Annotated in this window: 23 protein-coding genes; 12 read left to right on the top strand and 11 right to left on the bottom strand. The window is 55.3% G+C overall.

Annotated elements, in window-relative coordinates; translation table 11 throughout:
- The first annotated feature begins 17 nt into the window (after positions 1-17).
- Genes pstC through phoR form a run of 6 tightly spaced genes read left to right on the top strand, consistent with a single transcriptional unit; the run spans position 18 to position 5,458 of the window.
- Entirely contained in the window at positions 18-1,010 is a 993-nt protein-coding gene (pstC, locus tag ACKWJN_RS00320; RefSeq protein WP_408593437.1) for a phosphate ABC transporter permease subunit PstC, read from the top strand.
- 16 nt (positions 1,011-1,026) lie between these two features.
- The gene (gene pstA, locus ACKWJN_RS00315) at positions 1,027-1,875 is read left to right on the top strand and encodes a phosphate ABC transporter permease PstA (RefSeq protein WP_408593435.1); all 849 of its coding nucleotides are present in this window, start codon (positions 1,027-1,029) and stop codon (positions 1,873-1,875) included.
- Positions 1,876-1,895: 20 nt separating this feature from the next.
- Positions 1,896-2,672: a phosphate ABC transporter ATP-binding protein PstB gene (gene pstB / locus ACKWJN_RS00310; RefSeq protein WP_408593433.1), complete on the top strand. Its 777-nt coding sequence runs from the start codon at positions 1,896-1,898 to the stop codon at positions 2,670-2,672.
- A 12-nt stretch (positions 2,673-2,684) separates the two neighbouring features.
- A complete protein-coding gene (phoU, locus tag ACKWJN_RS00305; RefSeq protein ID WP_408593431.1) occupies positions 2,685-3,386 on the top strand; it encodes a phosphate signaling complex protein PhoU in 702 nt (233 codons plus the stop codon).
- Between the two features lie 16 nt (positions 3,387-3,402).
- Entirely contained in the window at positions 3,403-4,089 is a 687-nt protein-coding gene (gene phoB, locus ACKWJN_RS00300) for a phosphate regulon transcriptional regulator PhoB (protein ID WP_408593429.1), read from the top strand.
- Between the two features lie 19 nt (positions 4,090-4,108).
- Entirely contained in the window at positions 4,109-5,458 is a 1,350-nt protein-coding gene (phoR, locus tag ACKWJN_RS00295) for a phosphate regulon sensor histidine kinase PhoR (RefSeq protein ID WP_408593427.1), read from the top strand.
- A 12-nt stretch (positions 5,459-5,470) separates the two neighbouring features.
- On the opposite strand, the gene ACKWJN_RS00290 is transcribed toward phoR, so the two are convergent.
- From ACKWJN_RS00290 to ACKWJN_RS00275, 4 genes are all read right to left on the bottom strand, one after another.
- The gene (locus ACKWJN_RS00290) at positions 5,471-6,838 is read right to left on the bottom strand and encodes an MATE family efflux transporter (protein ID WP_408593425.1); all 1,368 of its coding nucleotides are present in this window, start codon (positions 6,836-6,838) and stop codon (positions 5,471-5,473) included.
- Positions 6,835-8,562, bottom strand: coding sequence for a hypothetical protein (locus ACKWJN_RS00285; protein ID WP_408593423.1), 1,728 nt, complete (start codon positions 8,560-8,562; stop codon positions 6,835-6,837). The genes ACKWJN_RS00290 and ACKWJN_RS00285 overlap by 4 nt, the downstream gene beginning before the upstream one ends.
- A gap of 51 nt (positions 8,563-8,613) precedes the next feature.
- On the bottom strand, positions 8,614-8,871 hold the full coding sequence (locus ACKWJN_RS00280) for a type B 50S ribosomal protein L31 (protein WP_100146748.1): 258 nt from the start codon (positions 8,869-8,871) through the stop codon (positions 8,614-8,616).
- A gap of 89 nt (positions 8,872-8,960) precedes the next feature.
- The gene (locus ACKWJN_RS00275; protein ID WP_408593421.1) at positions 8,961-9,866 is read right to left on the bottom strand and encodes an AEC family transporter; all 906 of its coding nucleotides are present in this window, start codon (positions 9,864-9,866) and stop codon (positions 8,961-8,963) included.
- 89 nt (positions 9,867-9,955) lie between these two features.
- Between ACKWJN_RS00275 and ACKWJN_RS00270 the strand changes: the two genes are divergently transcribed.
- Both ACKWJN_RS00270 and xerD read left to right on the top strand, forming a co-directional pair.
- Positions 9,956-10,918, top strand: a complete 963-nt coding sequence (locus tag ACKWJN_RS00270; protein ID WP_408593420.1) for a tripartite tricarboxylate transporter substrate binding protein BugE — start codon at positions 9,956-9,958, stop codon at positions 10,916-10,918.
- Between the two features lie 28 nt (positions 10,919-10,946).
- On the top strand, positions 10,947-11,852 hold the full coding sequence (gene xerD, locus ACKWJN_RS00265; RefSeq protein ID WP_408593418.1) for a site-specific tyrosine recombinase XerD: 906 nt from the start codon (positions 10,947-10,949) through the stop codon (positions 11,850-11,852).
- A gap of 11 nt (positions 11,853-11,863) precedes the next feature.
- Here the strand turns inward: xerD and ACKWJN_RS00260 are convergent, their stop codons facing one another.
- Positions 11,864-12,664, bottom strand: a complete 801-nt coding sequence (locus ACKWJN_RS00260) for a ferritin-like domain-containing protein (RefSeq protein WP_408593416.1) — start codon at positions 12,662-12,664, stop codon at positions 11,864-11,866.
- Between the two features lie 43 nt (positions 12,665-12,707).
- Between ACKWJN_RS00260 and ACKWJN_RS00255 the strand changes: the two genes are divergently transcribed.
- Positions 12,708-13,232, top strand: coding sequence for a gamma carbonic anhydrase family protein (locus tag ACKWJN_RS00255; protein WP_408593414.1), 525 nt, complete (start codon positions 12,708-12,710; stop codon positions 13,230-13,232).
- Positions 13,232-14,206, top strand: a complete 975-nt coding sequence (locus ACKWJN_RS00250; protein WP_408593413.1) for an Hsp33 family molecular chaperone HslO — start codon at positions 13,232-13,234, stop codon at positions 14,204-14,206. Before ACKWJN_RS00255 ends, ACKWJN_RS00250 begins: the two co-directional genes overlap by 1 nt.
- 3 nt (positions 14,207-14,209) lie before the next feature.
- Here ACKWJN_RS00250 and ACKWJN_RS00245 read toward each other — a convergent pair whose 3' ends face one another.
- From ACKWJN_RS00245 to ACKWJN_RS00225, 5 genes are read right to left on the bottom strand one after another with little or no spacing between them, the layout of a single operon-like run.
- A complete protein-coding gene (locus ACKWJN_RS00245; RefSeq protein ID WP_408593411.1) occupies positions 14,210-14,674 on the bottom strand; it encodes a hypothetical protein in 465 nt (154 codons plus the stop codon).
- Positions 14,675-14,691: 17 nt separating this feature from the next.
- On the bottom strand, positions 14,692-14,964 hold the full coding sequence (ftsB, locus tag ACKWJN_RS00240; protein WP_408593409.1) for a cell division protein FtsB: 273 nt from the start codon (positions 14,962-14,964) through the stop codon (positions 14,692-14,694).
- Positions 14,965-14,976: 12 nt separating this feature from the next.
- Positions 14,977-16,260, bottom strand: coding sequence for a phosphopyruvate hydratase (eno, locus tag ACKWJN_RS00235; RefSeq protein WP_408593407.1), 1,284 nt, complete (start codon positions 16,258-16,260; stop codon positions 14,977-14,979).
- Positions 16,261-16,296: 36 nt separating this feature from the next.
- Positions 16,297-17,154, bottom strand: coding sequence for a 3-deoxy-8-phosphooctulonate synthase (kdsA, locus tag ACKWJN_RS00230; protein ID WP_408593405.1), 858 nt, complete (start codon positions 17,152-17,154; stop codon positions 16,297-16,299).
- Between the two features lie 23 nt (positions 17,155-17,177).
- Positions 17,178-18,824, bottom strand: a complete 1,647-nt coding sequence (locus ACKWJN_RS00225) for a CTP synthase (protein WP_408593404.1) — start codon at positions 18,822-18,824, stop codon at positions 17,178-17,180.
- Between the two features lie 70 nt (positions 18,825-18,894).
- Here ACKWJN_RS00225 and coaBC point away from each other — a divergent pair, with 70 nt between their 5' ends.
- Positions 18,895-20,106 (top strand): bifunctional phosphopantothenoylcysteine decarboxylase/phosphopantothenate--cysteine ligase CoaBC, encoded by a 1,212-nt coding sequence (gene coaBC, locus ACKWJN_RS00220; RefSeq protein ID WP_408593402.1) that lies wholly within the window; start codon positions 18,895-18,897, stop codon positions 20,104-20,106.
- A gap of 46 nt (positions 20,107-20,152) precedes the next feature.
- Positions 20,153-20,602 carry a dUTP diphosphatase gene (gene dut / locus ACKWJN_RS00215; RefSeq protein WP_408593400.1) on the top strand — a complete coding sequence of 150 codons (450 nt, stop codon included), beginning with the start codon at positions 20,153-20,155 and terminating at the stop codon, positions 20,600-20,602.
- A gap of 1 nt (position 20,603) precedes the next feature.
- On the opposite strand, the gene ACKWJN_RS00210 is transcribed toward dut, so the two are convergent.
- A complete protein-coding gene (locus tag ACKWJN_RS00210; RefSeq protein ID WP_408593398.1) occupies positions 20,604-21,128 on the bottom strand; it encodes a peptidylprolyl isomerase in 525 nt (174 codons plus the stop codon).
- Positions 21,129-21,145 lie beyond the last annotated feature (17 nt).

Raw genomic sequence — 21,145 nt, 5'->3', positions numbered from 1 at the left:
TGAGTCTAGGGTCCGTCATGAACTCACAAAATTTACCGATACAAGATCCAGTTCAGTCTGTCAGTGCTGACATGGTGTCTGTGGCGAAGAAGCAGCGAACACAAGACTTCTTTTTTCACCGCATCACGCAAGCATTTTCATTGCTGGTTTTGGCTTCGTTGTTGGGCATCATCATTTCATTGTTTGTGAATGCATGGCCTACTTTTCAAAAATTTGGCATTCATTTCTTGTGGCATGTTGAATGGGACATCATCAACAACGATTTCGGTGCAGCCATCGCCATCGTAGGCACCATGGCCAGCGCTGGCATCGCACTTTTGCTCGCTGTGCCCTTGGCGTTTGGTGTGGCTGTGTTTTTAACTGAGACCTGCCCCGCTTGGTTGCGTCGCCCGCTGGGCACCTCGATTGAGTTGCTGGCTGCCGTGCCTTCCATCATCTACGGCATGTTTGGCTTGTTTGTGTTCGCCCCCTTGTTTGCAGACTATGTTCAAGTCCCGCTGCAAAAAATCTTGGGTGGCATGCCTTTGGTAGGCTTCTTATTTGGCGGCGCCACCAACGGCATGGGGATCTTGGCGGCGGGTATTGTGCTGGCCTTTATGGTGTTGCCTTTTGTCGCCGCTGTGATGCGTGATGTGTTTGAAATCACACCCCCTATCTTGCGTGAATCTGCTTATGGTTTGGGCTGCACCACCTGGGAGGTGGTCCGCCAAGTGGTCTTGCCTTACACCCAAAAAGGTGTGATCGGCGGCATCATGCTAGGACTCGGTCGCGCCCTGGGCGAAACCATGGCAGTCACGTTTGTCATCGGCAACGCCAACCGCATGCCCACCTCGTTGTTTTCTCCTGGAACCTCGATTGCGTCCGTCTTGGCCAATGAATTTGGTGAAGCAGAAGCCTTGCATTTCTCCACCTTGTTTGCTCTGGGGTTCTTGCTGTTTGTCATCACCTTTGTGGTGTTGGCGATGGCCAAGATGATGATTTCGCGTGCCGAAAAAGCCAAAGGCAATTGAGAGGTTTCAAATTCCTATGAACAATCAACTTTATACAAAACGCCGCATCACCAGCTTGTTGGGCTTGGTTTTTTCAATGGCTGCCATGGCCATTGGTTTGGCGGTCTTGCTTTGGATTCTTTATGTCCTTTTTGCCAATGGTTTGTCGGCTTTAGACGGCAATTTGCTAACCAGCGACACGCCGGCACCTGGCACTGAGGGCGGTGGATTGCGCAATGCGATTGTGGGGAGTTTGATGATCGTCGGGTTGACGGTTGTCGTGTCTACTCCGGTTGGTATTTTGGCCGGCGTTTACCTCACAGAGTACGGCGACGAAAGCAAAACTGCTGAGTTAACTCGTTTTGTGACGGACATCATGTTGTCGGCTCCTTCTATTGTGCTGGGTTTGTTTGTGTACGCCATTGCGGTGGCGAGCGTGGGTAACTTTTCTGGTTACGCCGGTAGCTTGGCTCTCTCGCTCATTGCGGTGCCTGTGATCATGCGAACCACGGAAAACATGTTGCGCTTGGTGCCTGGAAGCTTGCGTGAAGCAGCTTTTGCTTTGGGCGCGCCGCGTTGGAAAGTGTCGACTTTCATCACATTGCGTGCAGCCAAAAGCGGTGTGATGACAGGGTTGTTGTTGGCTGTGGCCCGCATCAGCGGTGAAACGGCTCCTTTGCTGTTCACTGCGCTCAACAATCAGTTTTTCAGCACCAACATGGGTGCTCCCATTGCCAACCTTCCCGTGGTGATCTTTCAATTTGCCATGAGTCCTTATGAAAACTGGGTGCGTTTGGCTTGGGCCGGCGCCTTGTTGATCACGTTGACCGTGCTGGTGCTGAACGTACTGGCAAGGGTTTTCTTCCGCGAAAAAGTCAGCGCCTAATTTCAATCAGGAATTTAAAAATGTCTGAATCTAAACCAGCAACCAAAAACGCCCTTGAAGTTCGTGACCTGAATTTCTTCTACGGCAAGTTTCAAGGCCTGCGCAACGTCACCATGGACATTGCAGAGCGTAAAGTGACCGCATTCATTGGTCCTTCCGGATGCGGTAAGTCCACCTTGCTGCGCACCCTCAACCGCATGTACAGCTTGTACCCTGGGCAACGCGCAGAGGGGGAAATCAACTTTTACGGCCAAAACATCCTAGATCCCAAGCAAGACTTGAACTTGCTGCGGGCACGCATTGGCATGGTGTTCCAAAAACCCACACCTTTTCCAATGACGATTTACGACAACATTGCGTTTGGTGTGCGTTTGTATGAAAACCTCAGCCGTACCGAAATGGACGAGCGCGTGGAGTGGGCCTTGACCAAGGCAGCCCTTTGGAACGAAGTCAAAGGGAAATTGGGACAAAATGGCTTGTCACTTTCGGGCGGACAGCAGCAGCGCCTGTGCATTGCGCGCAGCGTCGCAGTGAAGCCCTCTGTGTTGTTGTTGGACGAGCCCACCTCTGCGCTCGATCCGATTTCCACAGGAAAAGTTGAAGAGTTGGTGCACGAACTCAAGGCCGACTACACCATCGCCATCGTGACCCACAACATGCAACAAGCCGCGCGTTGCAGCGATTACACCGCTTACATGTATTTGGGTGAGTTGGTGGAGTTTGGTGAAACCGAACAAATCTTCTTCAAACCCAACAAGACCGCGACCGAAGACTACATCACCGGCCGCTTTGGCTAAAAGGAGAACCCCATGCCAGATAAACACCTGTCCTCCCAGTTCGACAACGACCTTAACAATATCTCTTCGCACGTGATGGAGTTGGGTGGGGTGGTTGAGTCGCAAATTCGCCAAGCGATTTATGCCTTGTCTCAGTTCAGCATAGAAGCGGCGGATGATGTCCTGGTCACCGAACACAAGGTCAACAGCCTTGAAGTTGAAATCGATCGCGAAATTGCCTCCGTCATTGGGCGACGCCAACCGACGGCGGGCGATTTGCGTTTGTTGATGGCGATGTCTAAAACCACCGCCAACCTTGAGAGAGTCGGCGACGAGGCGGCCAAGATTGCGCGCATGGTCAAGTCTATCATTGACAGCGCAGCTCCACGTTCATTGCCATCTTCTGATCTGCGTGTTGCAGCCGAAATGGCTTCAGTCTTATTGCGTAAAGCCTTGGATGCCTTTGCGCGCTTGGACATTCCAATGGCGGTCAGCATCTTGCGGGAAGACAATGAAATCGACCAAGAGTTCGATGGCTTTGTTCGTAAGCTGATCACCTACATGATGGAAGACCCGAGAACCATCTCGGCCAGCCTGGACCTTCTGTTCGTGGCAAAGGCGATCGAACGCATTGGAGATCACGCCAAAAATATTGCCGAGTTCATCATTTACATTGTCAAAGGTGAAGACGTGCGTCACACGCCGTTGGCAGATGTTGAATCGTCCATGGGCTGACAGAGGCGGATCCGAAATGAAAATGGCTCGAGTGTTGGTGGTCGAAGACGAGTCGGCAATTGCCGAGTTGATCGCTGTGAATTTGCGTCATCAGGGCATGCTTGCCATCTTGGCACCAGATGGGGATGCGGCCCAAAAAGCCATTGATGAGGTGTTGCCCGACGTGATTTTGCTGGATTGGATGCTTCCTGGTCACAGCGGTTTGGTGTTGGCGAGGCGTTGGCGTGCAGATGCCAGAACCAAAGCCATCCCCATATTGATGTTGACGGCACGTGGTGACGAACCTGACAAAGTCGCGGGTTTGGACGCTGGGGCAGATGATTACATCACCAAACCGTTTTCAACCCAAGAGTTGTTGGCCCGTATTCGCGCTGTGTTGCGTCGTCGCGCCCCTGAGCAAGCCAGTGATTGGGTCGGTGTTGGGGATTTGCAGTTGGATGGTGCAACACACCGCGTGACTTTTCAAGACAAAGCGCTCAAATTGGGTCCAACTGAATTTAAGCTCCTGAATTATTTGATGCATCACGCTGAGCGTGTGCACAGTCGAAGCCAGCTGCTCGACCGTGTGTGGGGCGATCATGTCTTCATTGAAGAGCGCACGGTCGATGTTCATGTCAAACGGTTGCGAGAGGCCCTGGGTGAAGCGGGCACCATGGTGGAAACCGTTCGTGGCGTAGGATACCGAATCACATCTAAGACCTGATGGTTCTTTGAGGAGTTTCGTGTTCTGGCGTTTTTTTAGCCTGCTTTTGCTGATTTCATTGGGCGCAGCCTTGAGTTTCTTTTGGACCGGCGCCAATACCGTTTTTGCTACTTGGACCACTTTGCTTAGTGGTGCTTTGGTGGCTGGCTTGGTCTGGTGGTTGATTGATGCCTTGCGTGGCTTGCGGGTGGTCTCTTGGCTTCGTCATGGGGACTTGGCGACAGCGCCTCAAACCATCGGCCTGTGGGGGGAGGTCGTCGATCGCACCCGGCGTTTGCTGCGTGATCGTGAGCGTGCTTTGGTCGCGAGCGATCAGCGATTGAAAGATTTCCTGCTGGCGATTCAAGCCTCACCCAACGGCGTTCTTTTGTTGGATGAGCAATCCCAAATTGAATGGTGCAATCAAACGGCAGCTCAGCAATTGGGCATCAACATAGAGCGTGACCTGTTACAGCGCATTGGCAATTTGGTGCGCGACCCTTTGTTCACAGCCTATATGGCTGCAGCAGAATCTAGCGATGCGGTGGTGATTGCTGGGCGCGGTGATCGTGAGTCTCACCCTGTGCGTATCTCTGTGCAACGCCACCGTTATGGTGAAGGTAAGCAACTTCTGATCACGCGGGACGTCACTGCACTGGAGCAGGCCGAAGCCATGAGGCGTGATTTTGTGGCCAACGTCTCACACGAAATTCGAACGCCTCTGACGGTGTTGTCTGGCTTCGTCGAAACTTTGCAATCCCTGAACTTGACCCAAGAGGAGCAGCATCGCTATTTGGCCTTGATGGCAACGCAGGCGCATCGCATGCAAAGCTTGGTCGAAGATTTGTTGACCCTCTCGCGATTGGAGGGCAGTCCCAGCCCACGTTACCAACCTACATTGGCGCTGTCCCAACTGATGCAGGTGTGTCAGCAAGAGGCGCAAGCCTTGTCCGCTGTGTTGGACAGCCATGGAACCCCTCAGACCCTGACTTTTTCCTTGAGTACAAACTTGTCTGACGCCATCTTGCTTGGCGAAGCCCGTGAATTGCAAAGTGCGGTTTCAAATTTGGTCAGCAACGCGGTGCGTTACACGCCGCAAGGGGGGCGCATAGATGTATCGGCGCACTCTCAACCCGATGGCAGCTTGCAGTTGCTGATACAAGACACCGGTCCTGGCATTGCCGCTGAGCATTTGCCTCGTTTGACCGAGCGCTTTTACCGCGTGGACCGCAGCCGTTCGCGCGAGTCGGGTGGCACAGGGTTGGGGTTGGCCATTGTCAAGCATGTGATGCAACGCCATGAAGGTCAATTGCTGATTCAAAGCACCCTGGGTCAAGGCTCATGCTTTACCTTGACACTGCCTCCTGCCAGATGGCGCGCTCAACCCTAAATGCTTGGTGGCTTAGCGACGCCCAAGATCACGGTACGCAGTCCGCCATAGCACACCCACCAACACCGTGGAAGTCAGAAACAAGGCTATGCTGCTGGTCTGCCAAAAAGCGATAGGAGACTGTTGAGCCAACCAAGGCAGTGAGGTTGTGTCTAGAACACCATAAGCTACGCTGTAGCCGCCAGCCAATCCCACACCCCACAACAGCAAGGTGTAGGTCAGTAAAGGTAAGAGTGTGATGCCGTAGCTGCGAAGTGTGAACACACAAAACACTTGTACGGCATCAGACAGATGGTAGAGCGAACCCCACATCAGCAAGGTGCCCGCGAGCAGGGCGACCTGCGCAGACATGGTGTAAAAATTGGCAATGGCCTCATGCATCCAACCCATGGCGCCCGCCAACACACAAGCTGTGCACACGACGCACAAGAGTCCCGTTCGTAAAGCACGTCGCGCACGTTTGGCGTCTCTCGCTCCAAGCCAATAACTCACGCGTGCGCTGGTGGCGATCGACAATGCCAAGGGGACCATGTATAAAACGGCGGCCATATTGCTGACGATTTGGTGACTGGCTGTTGCCACCACTCCCAACCTTGAGATGAACAAAGACATCAAGGTGAAAGAGGTCACCTCCACCCCAATGGCGAGCCCACTGGGTAAACCGAGTTTGACAAAGCGTTTGAGTTCTTGCCCATCAGGTCTTTCTAGAGCAGACCAGATGCCATAGGGCAAATAAAAACTTTGAGTTTTGAGCAGCCATAAAGCCAAACCCAACATCAAGTAGTTGACAAACAAAGTTGCCCACGCACAGCCTACCAAGCCCATAGGTTCGAACCAACCAGGGATGCCGAGCACCAACAAAATAGAAAGCGGCACCTTGACCGCCAGAGCGCATACCTGCACCCAGGTCACCAGTTTGGGTTTGCCCAGACTTTGGTTCAGCGTTCCGTACATGCGAAACAACAAAGAAGCGGGCAAGCCCAGGGCAACGATGGCCAGGTACTCGCGTACCTCAGCTTGTAAGGCGATGGGAACTTGCGTCCAATTGAGTAAAGGCCCCGGAAAAAACAAGGCGGTCATTCCAATCGCCGTGGTCATCATGCACAAGTAAAGGGCTTGTCGAACGGACTTGCCAACAGCTGCTTGTCGACCTGCGCCGTGCAACTCTGCCCACACGGGCAGCAGGGCTTGCAACATGCCCATGAGCGAGATGTGGACTGTGATGTACGTGGCGGAACCTACAGACAATGCCGCCAAAGCAGTGTCTGCAAAACGGCCGGCCACCAACGTGTCGGTGATGCCAAACGCCATCACCGCCAGTTGTCCCACGAACACCGTGCTAGCGTGACGCACGATGATGGCCCCTTCGCCGTGGCTCATGGCTGGCGTTGACGGTGAAATAGGATCACGTCTTCGTTGTTGTCAGAAGGGCGTCGAATGGTTTGGATCCGATTCCATTCGCTGAGCTTGACCACTTGCGCGAGACCTGGGCGCAAATCATTGTCGACCAACAACCACTCGCAGCTGGCATGCTGAGGCAGTTGAGAGGCTTCCAAAGGCCTGATCGCAAAGCCACCGTGGTAACGAAAAGCAGTCATTTGGCCCGCGTCTAGACCATAAGTCATCAGGCAATTGGGCGTCGAAGGGCTCACCCTGGACATGATGCTTTGGATTTGAACGACCCAGGGTTTATAGCTGCGTGCAAAGTCAAGCAGGGGCAGCCACAACGTCATCAGCAGCAGCCAGCACAAAGCCGCACCTCCTGCTGGAAGCACCACACTTTTCCACAAAGCGTGGCGGTGCTTGCCCACACGCCAGATCACCAACCAGCCCCAAACCAAGGTTGCGATCCCCGCAACCAAACTTGAGAGTAAGCCAAAACTAGGCACAAAGCCAGGCGCCAAACGGGCCACGTTTGCCGCCGGTTGCGCGGGCCATCCTGTTTGCATGGCGACCCAGACGACCCAAATGACCAGCGCACAGCCAGAAAAGAACAGCAGCGTGAACCAATCGATGAATGCACTCATGCTGCGTCGTAAGGTCGGCAGAGCAAACGCAGCCAAGGTTGCCAACGGTGGCAGAGCCAACAGCAGGGTCAACTCGGGCGAGGGTGTCAGTAGCGCAGTGACTGCCGTCAGCCCTGTGAACCACATGGGCAGCACGACGTGGCGACTCCAGTGCCTGGAAGTCCAGTGTCCACGCCAACGCCACAATGTCCACAACGCCAAGGGCCAAACTGGCCACGTAAACCATGCCAAAAAACGCAACAGGCTGCGCCATTCTGACCAGTTGTTGTGTGGGGCTTGCAGGCGCCAATGCCAAACATGGAAGGCGCTGGCCAAGGCGGTGATCGCCACTCCCATGGCGAAAAGCCACCAGGCATGACGGCGCCCGGTGGTTGCCGAGGTACTTTCAAGGTCCATCCAGCACATGAGGCCACTGCCTGTGGCCATCAACACGGCAAAGCTGGGAGCGCCGCTCAAAGCCAAACCTGCCAGACCCATCCCCAGCGCCAGCAGGCTGTAGTGCGGGTGGTAGGGCAGGGCAGCAACGCCATAAAAGGCACAGCTGACAAAACCCAATTGGGCCAGGATGGGGGTAGCTTCGTGCGACAACTGTGCCAAGCCAAGACAGGCAATCAACGCCAACAGCGCGCCGTCTGCCATGGTGCGGGCGTAATCTTTGGGTTGGGCTTCGCCACCGAAAGCAAAGGCGACGGGTTGTGCTTGTGGGCTCAGCCCAAGGTAATAGGCGCCATGCCAAGTCGCTGTCATGGTCAATCCCAACAGCATGGCGAAAGGAATGCGAACTGCGAGCGCGGCCGACATTCCTGGAGGGGCCAGCTGGATGGCCCATGCACCCAGCCAATATGGCAGCAAGGCATCTAAGTCGGGGGCTTGGCCCCAGAGCATCGGGTTGAACCAACTGCTGGTTCCGTCCACCAGGGCCAGCATCTGTCCCAAGGCCGTGATTTCGTTGCCCTTCCAGGGCTCACGACCGAACAGACCCGGCACCACAAACGCCAAGCAAAACAGCCACATCGCCGCACGAGGCAAGCGGCGAACGGCATGTTGAGCAACGATGGCGGGGGTGGTTTCGGTCATAAAAAAAGGCAGCACCTTGTCGGGCTGCCTTCTTTGAAGTGAGCGATGCGCTTACTTGGCGGCAGTTTTGCCGTACTTGTTGCGGAAACGTTCCACGCGACCGCCCATGTTGTCCACAGATTTCTGGGTCCCTGTGTAGAACGGGTGTGACTCGCTGGTGGTATCGAGTTTGAACAAGGGCAGTTCGCGACCATCGTCCATCTTCACCATTTCTTTGGTGTTGGCGCACGAACGGGTCACAAATTTGAAACCGTTGGACATGTCCACGAAGCAAACTTCGCGGTAGTTGGGGTGAATGCCTTCTTTCATGATCTTCCTTTTCAGCTGCGGTAGCCACATCAACCTATTTCAACGCACTTTCCGCAAAACGCGATATTGTGCCATACAAGTCAGCAGTTTCAGTGCAACACGCCCAAAGCGAAGGGCAGGCTCAACATGCCCAGTAAGGTGGAGAGCGTCACCAGTCCTGCGACAAAGGCCCCGTTGTAGCCCATGCGTGTGGCCAGCACATAACAACTGGATGCCGTGGGCAGTGCTGAAAAGGCCAGCAAAACCCGCGTTTGTGTGTCGTCTAAAGCAAATAAGTCAGCCAAGCCCCATGCCAGGATCGGCGTGATCAAGTGCCGGATGGCGAGCAGCGCAACAGCCAATGTCTTAGCTTGAGTGAGGGTTGCGAATTGCATGCCAGCTCCTGCAGCCATCAGCCCCAAGGCCAGTGAGGCCGCGCCAATGCGTTGCAAGGTGGGTTCTGTCCAACTAGGGATGTGCAAGCCCACGATGTTGGCAAGCAGCCCTGAGGCGGTGGCGATGACGAGCGGGTTGCGTGACAACTCGCGCACAAAGCCCCGTTGTCCGTGCCTGGCCATCGGCCAAATTGCACCAATGTTGAAAAGTGGCACACAAATCCCAATCAACACCGCAATCAACAACAAGCCTTGAGGACCCGCGATGCGGTCTGCCAAAGCCAGCGCGACAAAGGAGTTGAAGCGAAAGCCTACCTGCGCACTGGCCGCGTGCAGCCGGATGTCCATGTGTCTTCCTATCCCCGGTAGCCAAGGCAGCGCATAAGACAAACCGATGCTGCAGATACCCAAGGCAAGGCCTGCCATGATCAGGTGAGAAGCCGCATTCAAGTCCAGCGGGCTTCGCACGATGGAGTGAAACAGCAACACGGGAAATAGAAAAAAGTACACCAAACTCTCCACCTGCTCCCATACGGTGCGGTTGAGGGCGGTATAACGGCAGACCAGGTAGCCGCAAAGAATCAAAGAGAAATCTGGAAACAGAAGTTGAGCGTAATTCACCCGCCAAGAATAACCGCTTGGAGGCCAGTGCGAGTAGCAGTTGCGGATACGATCGGCGTTATGTTAGTTCATGCTCAAGGGATATAAATATGCACAAGCGTCATTGGCCAGCACTCTTGCTTGGTTTAGCAACTTCTACTGTCATGGCGCAGGCCTATCCCAACCGGCCCATTCAATTGCAGGTGCCGTTTGCCCCAGGTGGCACCACCGACATCATTGCGCGTGTGATTTCAGAGCCACTCGGTAAAGTACTTGGCCAGACCGTGGTGGTGGTCAACAAAGCGGGCGGAGGTGGCGTGGTGGGCGCCAATGAAACGGCCAAAGCCTCACCAGACGGTTATTCACTGGGGCTGGCCACTGTCTCGACCACGGCGGCCAACCCGGCGATCAACAACAAAATACCTTACAACGCGTTGACCGATTTCACGGCCATCATCAACATCGCTGCAACGCCCAACATCATCGCGGTGCATCCAAGTTTTCCTGCCAAGGACTACAAAGGTTTTGTCGCCGAGGTGAAGCGCTCCCCCGGCAAATATTCTTATTCCTCATCTGGAACTGGCGGCATTGGTCACTTGCAGATGGAGTTGTATAAAAACCTGAGCAGTACCTTCATCACCCACATACCCTACCGTGGTGCAGGCCCCGCGCTCAACGACACCGTGGCTGGTCAAGTGCCGATGATTTTTGACAATTTGCCTTCGGCTTTGCCTTTCATCAAAGACAACCGCTTGGTCCCCATTGTGGTGGCGGCACCTCAGCGTTTGGCTGTTTTGCCCAATGTGCCCACGTTCAAGGAAGTGGGTTTGGAGCCCGTCAACCGAATGGCTTATTACGGAATTTATGGTCCCAAGGGTTTGCCTAAAGAGATCGTTGACAAAATCAGCGCTGGCGTGAAGAAGGCCTTGGAAGATCCCGCCGTGCGCAAACGCATTGAAGAAACCGGTTCACTGATTGTGGCCAACACGCCGGAGCAATTTGCAGCACAGATGAAGGCCGAATATGAGGTCTACCGACGTGTGGTGATTGAGCAAAAACTGTCCCTCGATTAAGTTGGCAGTTTTTTGACGGGACGGTGCGGTGGTGGCGAATTGTGATGCCCAGATAGACACCTTCATCAGCGCTTTGTGGCTTGAAGACGGTCTCGCTGAAAACTCCTTGGCAGCTTATCGCCGAGATTTGAATGCCTTGGCTCTTTGGTTGGCCAAGCGCCATCAGTCCTTGCTGGATGTCCAAGAGGGCGACTTGCATGACTACTTTGCAGCACGCCACAGCGAAACCAAAGCCACTAGCGCCAATCGACGACTCACAGTGATCAAGCGATTTTTTCGATGGGCTTTGCGTGAGCGTCTGCTGACTGTGGATCCCACGCTCAAGTTGTTGGCCGCTAAGCAAGCCCTGCGCGTCCCCAAGACCTTGAGCGAAGCCCATGTGGAGAGTTTGCTCAATGCGCCTGATGTGAACTCACCCCTGGGTGTGCGTGATCGAACCATGATGGAGTTGCTGTATGCCAGTGGCTTGCGTGTGAGCGAGCTGGTCGGGCTGAAAACCTTGCATGTCGGGCTCAACGAAGGCGTCTTGCGTGTCATGGGCAAAGGCAGCAAAGAACGCTTGGTGCCGTTTGGTGAAGTGGCCCGCGAATGGCTGAATCAATACCTGGCACAAGCTCGGCCTGCTTTGCTCAAGCAGCACCAGACGGACGCCTTGTTTGTGACCGTTCGCGGACAACATGCGGGCGAGGCCATGACCCGGGCGATGTTTTGGCAGCTCATCAAGCGCTATGCGGTGGTGGCTGGCGTGCAAGTGCCTTTGTCGCCGCACACTTTGCGTCACGCCTTTGCCACCCATTTGCTCAACCATGGCGCCGATTTGCGTGCCGTGCAGCTGTTGCTCGGCCATGCCGATATTTCGACGACCACCATCTACACCCACATTGCACGTGAACGCCTCAAAAGCTTGCATGCCGCACACCACCCGCGTGGCTGAAGCCGGTGTATCTAACCCAGCAGGTAAGTCAGCTCAATGTCGGTGAAGCCCGCTCTTTGACGAGCTTCGGTATTGAAGGGTGGCTTGAGTCGAGGTGCTTCGTAGCGCTGCACCAATTCCCCATACAGCGTCACAGGGTCCAATCCGCGTTGTTCGCATAACCATCGGTACCAGTGGTTGCCAATGGCGACATGTCCGACTTCGTCGCGCAAGATCACGTCAAGTACTTCTACCGCACGCAAAGCCCCAGGGCTGTTGGCTTTGCGCAGTTTGGTTTGAATCAAGGGCGTGGCATCCAGTCCACGTGCCTCTAGTGTGCGGGGGACCAAGGCCATGCGGGCCAATGCATCGGCAGCTGTTTTTTCGCACATCTGCCACAAGCCATCGTGCGCATCAAAATCCCCATACTGGTAACCCAAACTTTGCAGCAAGCTGTGAAGCAGTTCAAAGTGCTGTGACTCCTCAAAGGCCACTTTCATCCAGTCCGTGTAAAAGTTCATGGGCATATTCTCGAAGCGCCACACGGCATCCAATGCAAGGTTGATGGCGTTGAATTCGATATGGCACACGGCATGGATCAAGCCAGCCAATCCTTCAGGGGTAAAGGGTGAACGTGTGACCACCTGCTTTGGAGGTACCAAGCGCGGCAACAGCGGGCGCCCAGGGAGAACGTCCCCAGGTGGCAAAACGATGCACTGAGTTGGGTCCAGCACCCATCTGGGTGACCGTTTCCACAGGGTCTGGACGGCGTCTACTTTGTCACGTGGGTGTGCCAAACAAAGGGCATGAAGGGCTTGGTGTCTGAGCTGCATCCCTACAATTGTAGAAATTACCCAAACATGCAAAGGATGTGTCATGGCTGTTTATGAATTGGAAGCGCTGAAACCTCACGTGGCTGACTCGGCCTGGGTGGCTGACAACGCACAAGTGATGGGTGACGTCGAGTTGGGCGCGCACAGCAGCGTCTGGTACAGCAGTGTGGTGCGAGGGGATTCAGACAAGATCACGATTGGTGAAGGCAGCAATGTGCAAGACGGCAGCGTCTTGCATGCGGATGTGGGCATGCCTTTGACCTTGGGTAAGCACGTGACGGTAGGCCACATGGTGCAGCTGCATGGCTGCACCATTGGCGATGAGTCGCTGATTGGTATTGGAGCCATCGTGCTCAACGGTGCCAAGATTGGCAAAAACTGTTTGGTGGGTGCTGGGTCCTTGGTCACCGAAGGCAAAGAATTCCCTGATGGGTCGATGATCTTGGGCAGCCCGGCCAAGGTGGTACGCCAGCTCAGTGAAGAGCAAATCGCCGGACTGCGCCGCAGTGCACAGCACTACATTGACAATGCCCAGCGTCACAAGCTGGGACTTAAAAAAATCGCTTGATGACACAGCTTCATAAGTTTTTATTTGATGGCTTGCCCGTGCGCGGCATGTTGGTGCAACTCACCGATGTCTGGCAAGAGGTGCTCAAGCGCCGTGCCGCCAATCTCGAGACCGGTGCCTATCCGGAAGCCGTGCGTCATTTGTTGGGCGAGATGACTGCTGCCGCAGTGTTGATGCAAGCCAACATCAAATTCAACGGTGCTTTGGTGATGCAGATTTTTGGCGATGGTCCGCTCAAGCTGGCCGTGGTGGAGGTGCAGCCCGATTTGAGCTTGCGTGCCACCGCCAAAGTGGTGGGTGACATTGGGGACGCCAGCAGCTTGCCAGAGATGGTGAACCAGAACAACGAGGGACGTTGCGCCATCACCTTGGACCCGAAAGACAAGTTGCCGGGGCAACAGCCCTACCAAGGCGTGGTGCCGCTGTTTGGGGATCAACGCGAAAAACTCACGCAGTTCAGCCAAGTGCTTGAGCACTACATGCTGCAAAGCGAGCAGCTCGACACCACTTTGGTGTTGGCTGCCGATGACAAAACGGCGGCAGGTTTGTTGATTCAGCGCTTGCCCGTGATGGGCGAGGGCAATTTGTCGGCCCGATCCACCGCTGCCGATGAGGACGAAATTGGGCGCAACGAAGACTACAACCGCATCGCAATTTTGGCCGCCAGTTTAAAGCGCGAAGAGCTGTTGACGCTGGATGCTGACACCATCTTGCGGCGCCTCTTCTGGGAGGAGCCGGTGGTGCGTTTTGAGCCCCAAACCCCACGTTTTGCCTGCTCTTGCAGCCGGGAGCGCGTCAGTCGCATGATTCGCAGCTTGGGCGTCGCAGAGGCCGAAAGTATCTTGGCCGAGCGCGGTGAGATTGAGGTGGGTTGTGATTTTTGCGGTCAACAGTACCGCTATGACCCTGTGGATGCGGCGCAAATTTTCACAGAAAGCCAGCAACAAGTGACTGGGCCTTCGTCCTTGAATTAGTTTTCAAATAGACTTTTGTTGGAGCAAGTCGGTGAATAAGCGGTGCTCGCATTGGGCATCTGCGCAGCGTTCACAGGCGCCTGTCCACGGGTTCAAGACCTCAGGGCGGCTAGGCATTCGCCAGTTCGGTGTTTGCCGCGCGATGGCGAACAGCGCGTTGTCTAGCCGCTCAGGGCCCAACCCGTACACCACTTGATAAGGAATACGTGCTTCGTCCAACTGTTGACGGATAACTTGGTCGATGACTTCACGTTCACGCCGAGCGGAATGCGGGTCTGATTCAAGCTTTTGAGGATCAGGCAGATCCAATCCACACAGCAAAGTAATGTGAGATGGCGCTAGGCGGGAGATGTTGGCCGTATGGGGTATGTCGAACACTTCGTTACCGGCCGATTGCAAGCGACATTTCAGCGCAAGAGTCAGTTCGGTTTTCCCTGTCCCAGGGGCGCCGAGCAAGGCGATCTTCATGCCTTGTTCCTGTTCAATTATTTGGCGATTTGCACAAATATTTCATTCGGTTTGACCATGCCGATCTCAGAGCGCGCGCGCTCTTCCACCATTTCTAGACCGTCTTTGAGGTCATGCAATTCCGCCCCCAAACGGTCGTTGGCCAATTGAGACGCAGCGTTGTTTTGCTTTTGTTCTGCGAGTTGCTGGCGCAGGCGCATGACATCGGGCACGCTGCCACGCCCAAACCACATCTGCGCTTGCAGCACCAGCAGCAAAGCAATCAGGACCAAGTGGAGTGGACGCAGCACGTGAGCCACCCGTTAACGCAGGTTGTAAAACGCGGCGCGGCCAGGGTATTGGGCAATGTCACCCAAGTCTTCTTCAATGCGCAACAACTGGTTGTATTTGGCCATGCGGTCCGAGCGGCTCATGGAGCCTGTTTTGATTTGACCGGCATTCAGCCCTACGGCGATATCGGCGATGGTGCTGTCTTCGGTCTCGCCCGAGCGGTGGCTGATGACCGCTGTGTAGCCTGCACGCTTGGCCATTTCGATGGCGGCGAATGTTTCGGTCAAGGTGCCAATTTGATTGATCTTGATCAGGATGGAGTTCGCAATGTGCTTGTCGATGCCTTCCTGCAAGATTTTGGTGTTGGTGACAAACAGGTCGTCGCCCACCAATTGCACCTTTTTACCTAAACGTTCGGTCAAGAGTTTCCAGCCATCCCAATCACCCTCGTGCATGCCGTCTTCGATGCTGATGATGGGGTATTTGTCCACCCAAGTGGCCAGCATGTCGGTCCATTGCTGGGCCGTCAGTTGCAGACCTTCACCTTCGAGGTGGTATTTGCCATCTTTGTAGAACTCGCTGGCGGCGCAGTCCAAGCCAATGGCAATTTGCTCACCGGCGGTGTAGCCTGCCGCAGCAATCGCGTCCAAGATCATTTGGATGGCTGCTTCGTGGCTGGGCACGTTGGGGGCAAAGCCGCCTTCGTCGCCCACTGCAATGCTCATGCCTTTGTCGTGGATGATTTTCTTGAGTGCGTGAAACACTTCTGCACCGTAGCGAACGGCTTCGCGGAAGTTGGGAGCGCCCACGGGAATGATCATGAACTCTTGCAAGTCCAGGTTGTTGTTGGCATGTGCGCCGCCGTTGATGACGTTCATCATGGGCACGGGCAATTGGCAACCATTCATGCCGCCAAAGTAGCGATAAAGGGGCAGGCCAGACTCTTCGGCAGCGGCGCGTGCCACGGCCATGGACACAGCCAGCATGGCGTTCGCGCCCAAGCGGCTTTTGTTTTCGGTGCCGTCCAGGTCGATCAAAGTTTTGTCGAGGAAGGCTTGCTCAGAGGCGTCCAAGCCCAGCACGGCTTCGGAGATTTCGGTGTTGATGTGCTCCACGGCTTTGAGCACGCCTTTGCCCAGGTAACGGCTCTTGTCGCCATCGCGCAGCTCAATGGCTTCGCGGCTGCCGGTGGATGCACCTGACGGCACCGCTGCACGACCCATGGTGCCGGACTCCAACAACACATCACATTCCACGGTGGGGTTGCCGCGGCTGTCCAAAATTTCACGACCAACGATGTCAACGATAGCGCTCATGGGTTTTCTCTCAAAGCTTGAAGTTAAAAATCAGAATCAAATACCGAAATTGTTTTCTAGGAACGGGTGCTTCTTGGTCACACGGTCCAAATCCACCAACGTCTCCAGCAAGGCCTTCATGTGCTTTAACGGCACGGCGTTGGGGCCATCGGACCAGGCCTCGTTCGGGCAGGGATGTGTTTCCATGAAAAGCCCGGCGACGCCAGCCGCAACACCTGCACGCGCCAGTACCGGCACCATGTCACGGGCGCCACCACTGCTGGTGCCTTGACCCCCTGGTTTTTGTACCGAATGGGTCACGTCAAACACCACAGGCGCACCAGATTTGCGCATCTCTGCCAAGCTGGTCATGTCGGCCACCAGGTTGTTGTAGCCAAAGCTCACGCCGCGTTCGCAGGCCAAAAAGTTGTCTTCGGACAAGCCGGCTTCTCGCGCGGCGTCACGCGCTTTGTCGATGACGTTTTTCATATCCCAAGGGGCTAAAAACTGGCCCTTCTTGATGTTGACGGGCTTGCCCGATTGCGCCACGGCACGGATGAAATCGGTCTGCCGACACAAAAAAGCAGGCGTTTGCAACACATCCACCACGCTGGCTACCGCGCTGACTTGCGATGTCTCGTGCACATCCGTGAGGATGGGCAGATGGAGTTGTCGACGAACTTCGTCCAGGATTTTCAAACCCGCGTCCATGCCTACACCGCGCTGGGTGTTGCCCGAGGAACGGTTGGCTTTGTCAAAGGAACCTTTGTAAATCAGAGGGATACCCAGGGTCGAACAAATTTGTTTGAGTTGACCTGCGACATCGAGCGACATCTCCAAGCCTTCGATGGAGCAGGTGCCTGCAATCAGAAAGAAGGGCTGGTTCAGACCGACGTCAAATCCGCAAAGTTTCATGGCGTGTCCTGTGTTTGAAGTGCTCAGGCATTGGCCTTGTGTTCAAGAGCCGCTTTCACATAAGCGTTGAAAAGGGGGTGGCCGTCCCAAGGAGTGGATTTGAATTCAGGGTGGAATTGCACGCCCATGTACCAAGGGTGAACTGTTTGAGGCAACTCTACGATTTCTGTCAATTGTTCGCGCTGGGTCAAGGCGGAAATCACCAAGCCTGCCTGGCGCAGGGTGTCGAGGTAATTCACGTTGGCTTCATAGCGATGGCGATGACGTTCAGTCACCACGTCCCCATAGATTTGGTGCGCGAGTGTGCCCTTGGTCACGTCTGAGCTTTGTGCGCCAAGACGCATGGTGCCTCCGAGGTCGGAGTTGCTGTCGCGGGTTTGGATGCTGCCATCGGCATCTTTCCACTCGTTGATCAAGGCGATCACGGGGTAGGGGCTGTTGGGCTCGAACTCGGTGCTGTTGGCGCCCTTGAGTCCTGCCACATGCCGGGCGTATTCAATGGTGGCCACTTGCATTCCCAGGCAAATGCCAAGGTACGGTACTTTGTGTTCACGGGCAAATTGGGCTGCGGAAATTTTGCCTTCTACGCCACGAACGCCAAACCCACCTGGAACCAAAACGCCGTCAAACTTTGCGAGTTGAGACACGTTCTCAGGGGTGATGGTTTCGGAGTCGATGTATTCGATTTTCACGCGTGCATGGTTTTTCATGCCAGCATGACGCAAGGCTTCGTTCAGTGACTTGTAACTGTCTGACAGGTCAACGTACTTGCCCACCATGGCAATGGTGACGTCCTTGGCAGGGTGTTCGACTTCATGGACCAAGTCGTCCCAACGCTTGAGGTTGGCAGGTTGAGCGCTGATGCGCAGCTTGTCGCAAATCAAGCGATCTAAACCTTGCTCGTGAAGCATGCGGGGGACTTTGTAGATGGTGTCCACGTCCCACATAGAGATCACACCCCACTCGGGCACGTTGGAGAACAAGCTGATCTTGGCGCGCTCGTCCTCTGGGATCGGACGGTCGGCACGGCAAAGCAGGCAATCGGCTTGGATGCCAATTTCACGCAGCTTTTGTGCGGTGTGTTGGGTGGGTTTCGTTTTGAGTTCGCCTGCGGCAGCAATCCATGGCACATAGCTCAAGTGCACAAAGGCCGTGTTGTGCGCGCCCAGCTTGAGGCTCATTTGACGTGCGGCTTCGAGGAAGGGCAGGGACTCGATGTCGCCCACCGTGCCACCGATTTCGACAATGGCCACATCCACCGCTTCAGGTGTTTCAAAACCTGCGCCGCGTTTGATGAAGTCTTGGATTTCGTTGGTGATGTGGGGGATGACCTGAACGGTTTTACCCAAGTAGTCACCACGGCGCTCTTTTTCGAGCACGCTCTTGTAAATTTGACCCGTCGTGAAGTTGTTGGCCTTCTTCATGCGTGTCGTGATGAAGCGCTCGTAGTGCCCTAAATCCAGATCGGTTTCAGCACCATCGTCGGTCACAAACACTTCGCCGTGCTGAAACGGCGACATGGTGCCAGGGTCCACGTTGATGTACGGATCGAGCTTGATGAGGGTGACGGAGAGGCCGCGTGATTCAAGGATCGCGGCGAGAGAGGCGGAAGCGATTCCCTTGCCCAGGGAAGACACTACACCGCCGGTGACGAAGACAAATTGGGTCATGCCAGATCGGGAGTTGGGTCTCCCGGTAGGTGGAAATGGAAATTATAGGCGCTCTGCTACATTGCGATCCATGTCTGATCTGTCAAACAAACATATTGTGTTGGGCCTGAGTGGTGGGATTGCTTGCTACAAAGCGGCGGAGCTGTGTCGTGCCTTGATCAAGGCGGGTGCCAGCGTTCAGGTGGTGATGACCGAGGCTGCGGCTCAGTTCATCACGCCAGTCACGTTACAGGCCTTGAGCAACCGTCACGTGTATGTGTCGCAATGGGACGGGCGGGAGCCCAACAACATGGCGCACATCAATTTGAGTCGGGAGGCCGATGCCATCGTGGTGGCACCGGCCAGCGCCGATTTCATGGCCAAGTTGCTGCATGGCAGAGCCGATGATTTGTTGAGTTTGATGTGCTTGGCGCGACCTATTCAGAGTGTCCCTTTGATATTGGCACCCGCCATGAACCGTGAGATGTGGCAACACCCTGCCACACAACGCAATGTGGCGCAGTTGAGGGCCGATGGCGCGCATGTGTTGGATGTGGGGCAGGGTGAGCAGGCGTGCGGTGAAACAGGTGACGGACGCATGTTGGAGCCCGAGGAAATATCAGAAGATTTGGTGGCGTTTTTCCAACCGAAGGTGTTGCAAGGCCAGCATGTGCTGGTCACGGCAGGGCCCACGTTCGAAGCCATTGATCCGGTGCGCGGCATCACCAACTTGTCGAGCGGCAAGATGGGCTTTGCGATTGCACGTGCCGCCCGCGAAGCGGGGGCTGAGGTCACGCTGGTCGCTGGCCCCGTTCATCAGGCCACACCACGTGGCGTGCGACGTGTCGATGTGCGATCGGCTTTGGACATGCAAGCCGCTGTTGCGCAGCATGTGGATCAGGCCACGGTGTTTGTGGCAACGGCTGCTGTGGCCGATTGGCGATTGGCTAACGTGGCGACGCAAAAAATCAAAAAAGATGGATCGGGGCAATTGCCGCAACTGCAGTTCACCGAAAACCCCGATATCTTGGCCGTTGTTGCACGGTCTGAGCGCGCACAAAACGGAGCGCTTTTTTGCGTGGGTTTTGCGGCAGAAAGCCACGACTTGTTGGCGCATGCCACGGCGAAGCGCGCGCGCAAAGGCGTGCCTCTGTTGGTGGGCAATATTGGTCCGGCCACGTTTGGTCTGGATGACAACGCCTTGCTGTTGGTCGACGCGCAGGGCAGTCAAGAACTGCCTCATGCCAGCAAACTCAGTTTGGCCCGTCAATTGGTGTCAGAGATTGCGCGTCGCAGAACCTGAATCGTTTTTATGCGGCAATGCCGCGCTTCACTTTGAACTTGAACTTATGAAACTCGACGTCAAAATTCTGGATCCCCGCATGGCAGACCAACTGCCCCAGTACGCCACACCTGGCAGTGCTGGGCTGGATTTGCGGGCTTGTTTGGATGCACCGCTGACCCTAGAGCCCAACGCCTGGCAGCTGGTGCCCACAGGCATCGCGATCCATTTGGCGGACCCCGCATATGCCGCTTTGATCTTGCCGCGATCAGGTCTAGGTCACAAGCACGGCATTGTGTTGGGCAATTTGGTGGGGCTCATCGACAGCGACTACCAAGGCCAATTGATGGTCAGTGCCTGGAATCGCAGCGATGTGGCTTTCACGCTGGAGCCGATGGAGCGATTGGCGCAGTTGGTGATCGTGCCGGTGGTGCAGGCGCAATTCAATGTGGTCCATGAGTTCGCCGCACCCACCGAGCGCGGCGAAGGTGGTTACGGCTCCACCGGTAAAAAGTAAATCAGTGCAACAGGTTGCCGCCCGGCGCCTGCGGTTCAATTTTGAAAAAACCAGTGCCAGCGGTGCCACGGTCTTTTTCTTCGTCAGAGGCTTCGCGCACGGACTTCACTTCGAGGTGAATGCGAATGGCAATGCCCGCCAATGGATGGTTGCCGTCCAGCACCACATGCTCAGGGTAAATGTCGGTCACCGTGTACAGCAAGTCACGTGGTGCATCGGGGTTGCAGCCCTCGGGCAGGGCATGACCTTCGATGGTGTGGCCTTCTTCGAGTTCTTTCGGAAAACGCGCGCGGTCTTCTAAAAACACGCGTTCTTCGTCGTAGTCCCCAAACGCTTCTTCTGGTTCGAGGTGCAGGTCAATCTGCGCGCCAACACTGTGACCTTGTAGCGATTCTTCAATTTTGTGCAACAGGTCATCTCCCCCGAGCAAAAACTCAACGGGGTCATCGAGTTCATCGAGCACCTCGCCCAGGGTGTCTTTCAAGGTCCAGGTCAAGCCGACCACGCAGTGTTGGGTAATTTCCATAGGGCAAAATTGTCGCA

The sequence above is a fragment of the Limnohabitans sp. genome, assembly GCF_046052825.1.
Classification (GTDB): Bacteria; Pseudomonadota; Gammaproteobacteria; order Burkholderiales; family Burkholderiaceae_C; genus Limnohabitans.
This window is presented reverse-complemented; position numbering and strand designations above follow the sequence as displayed.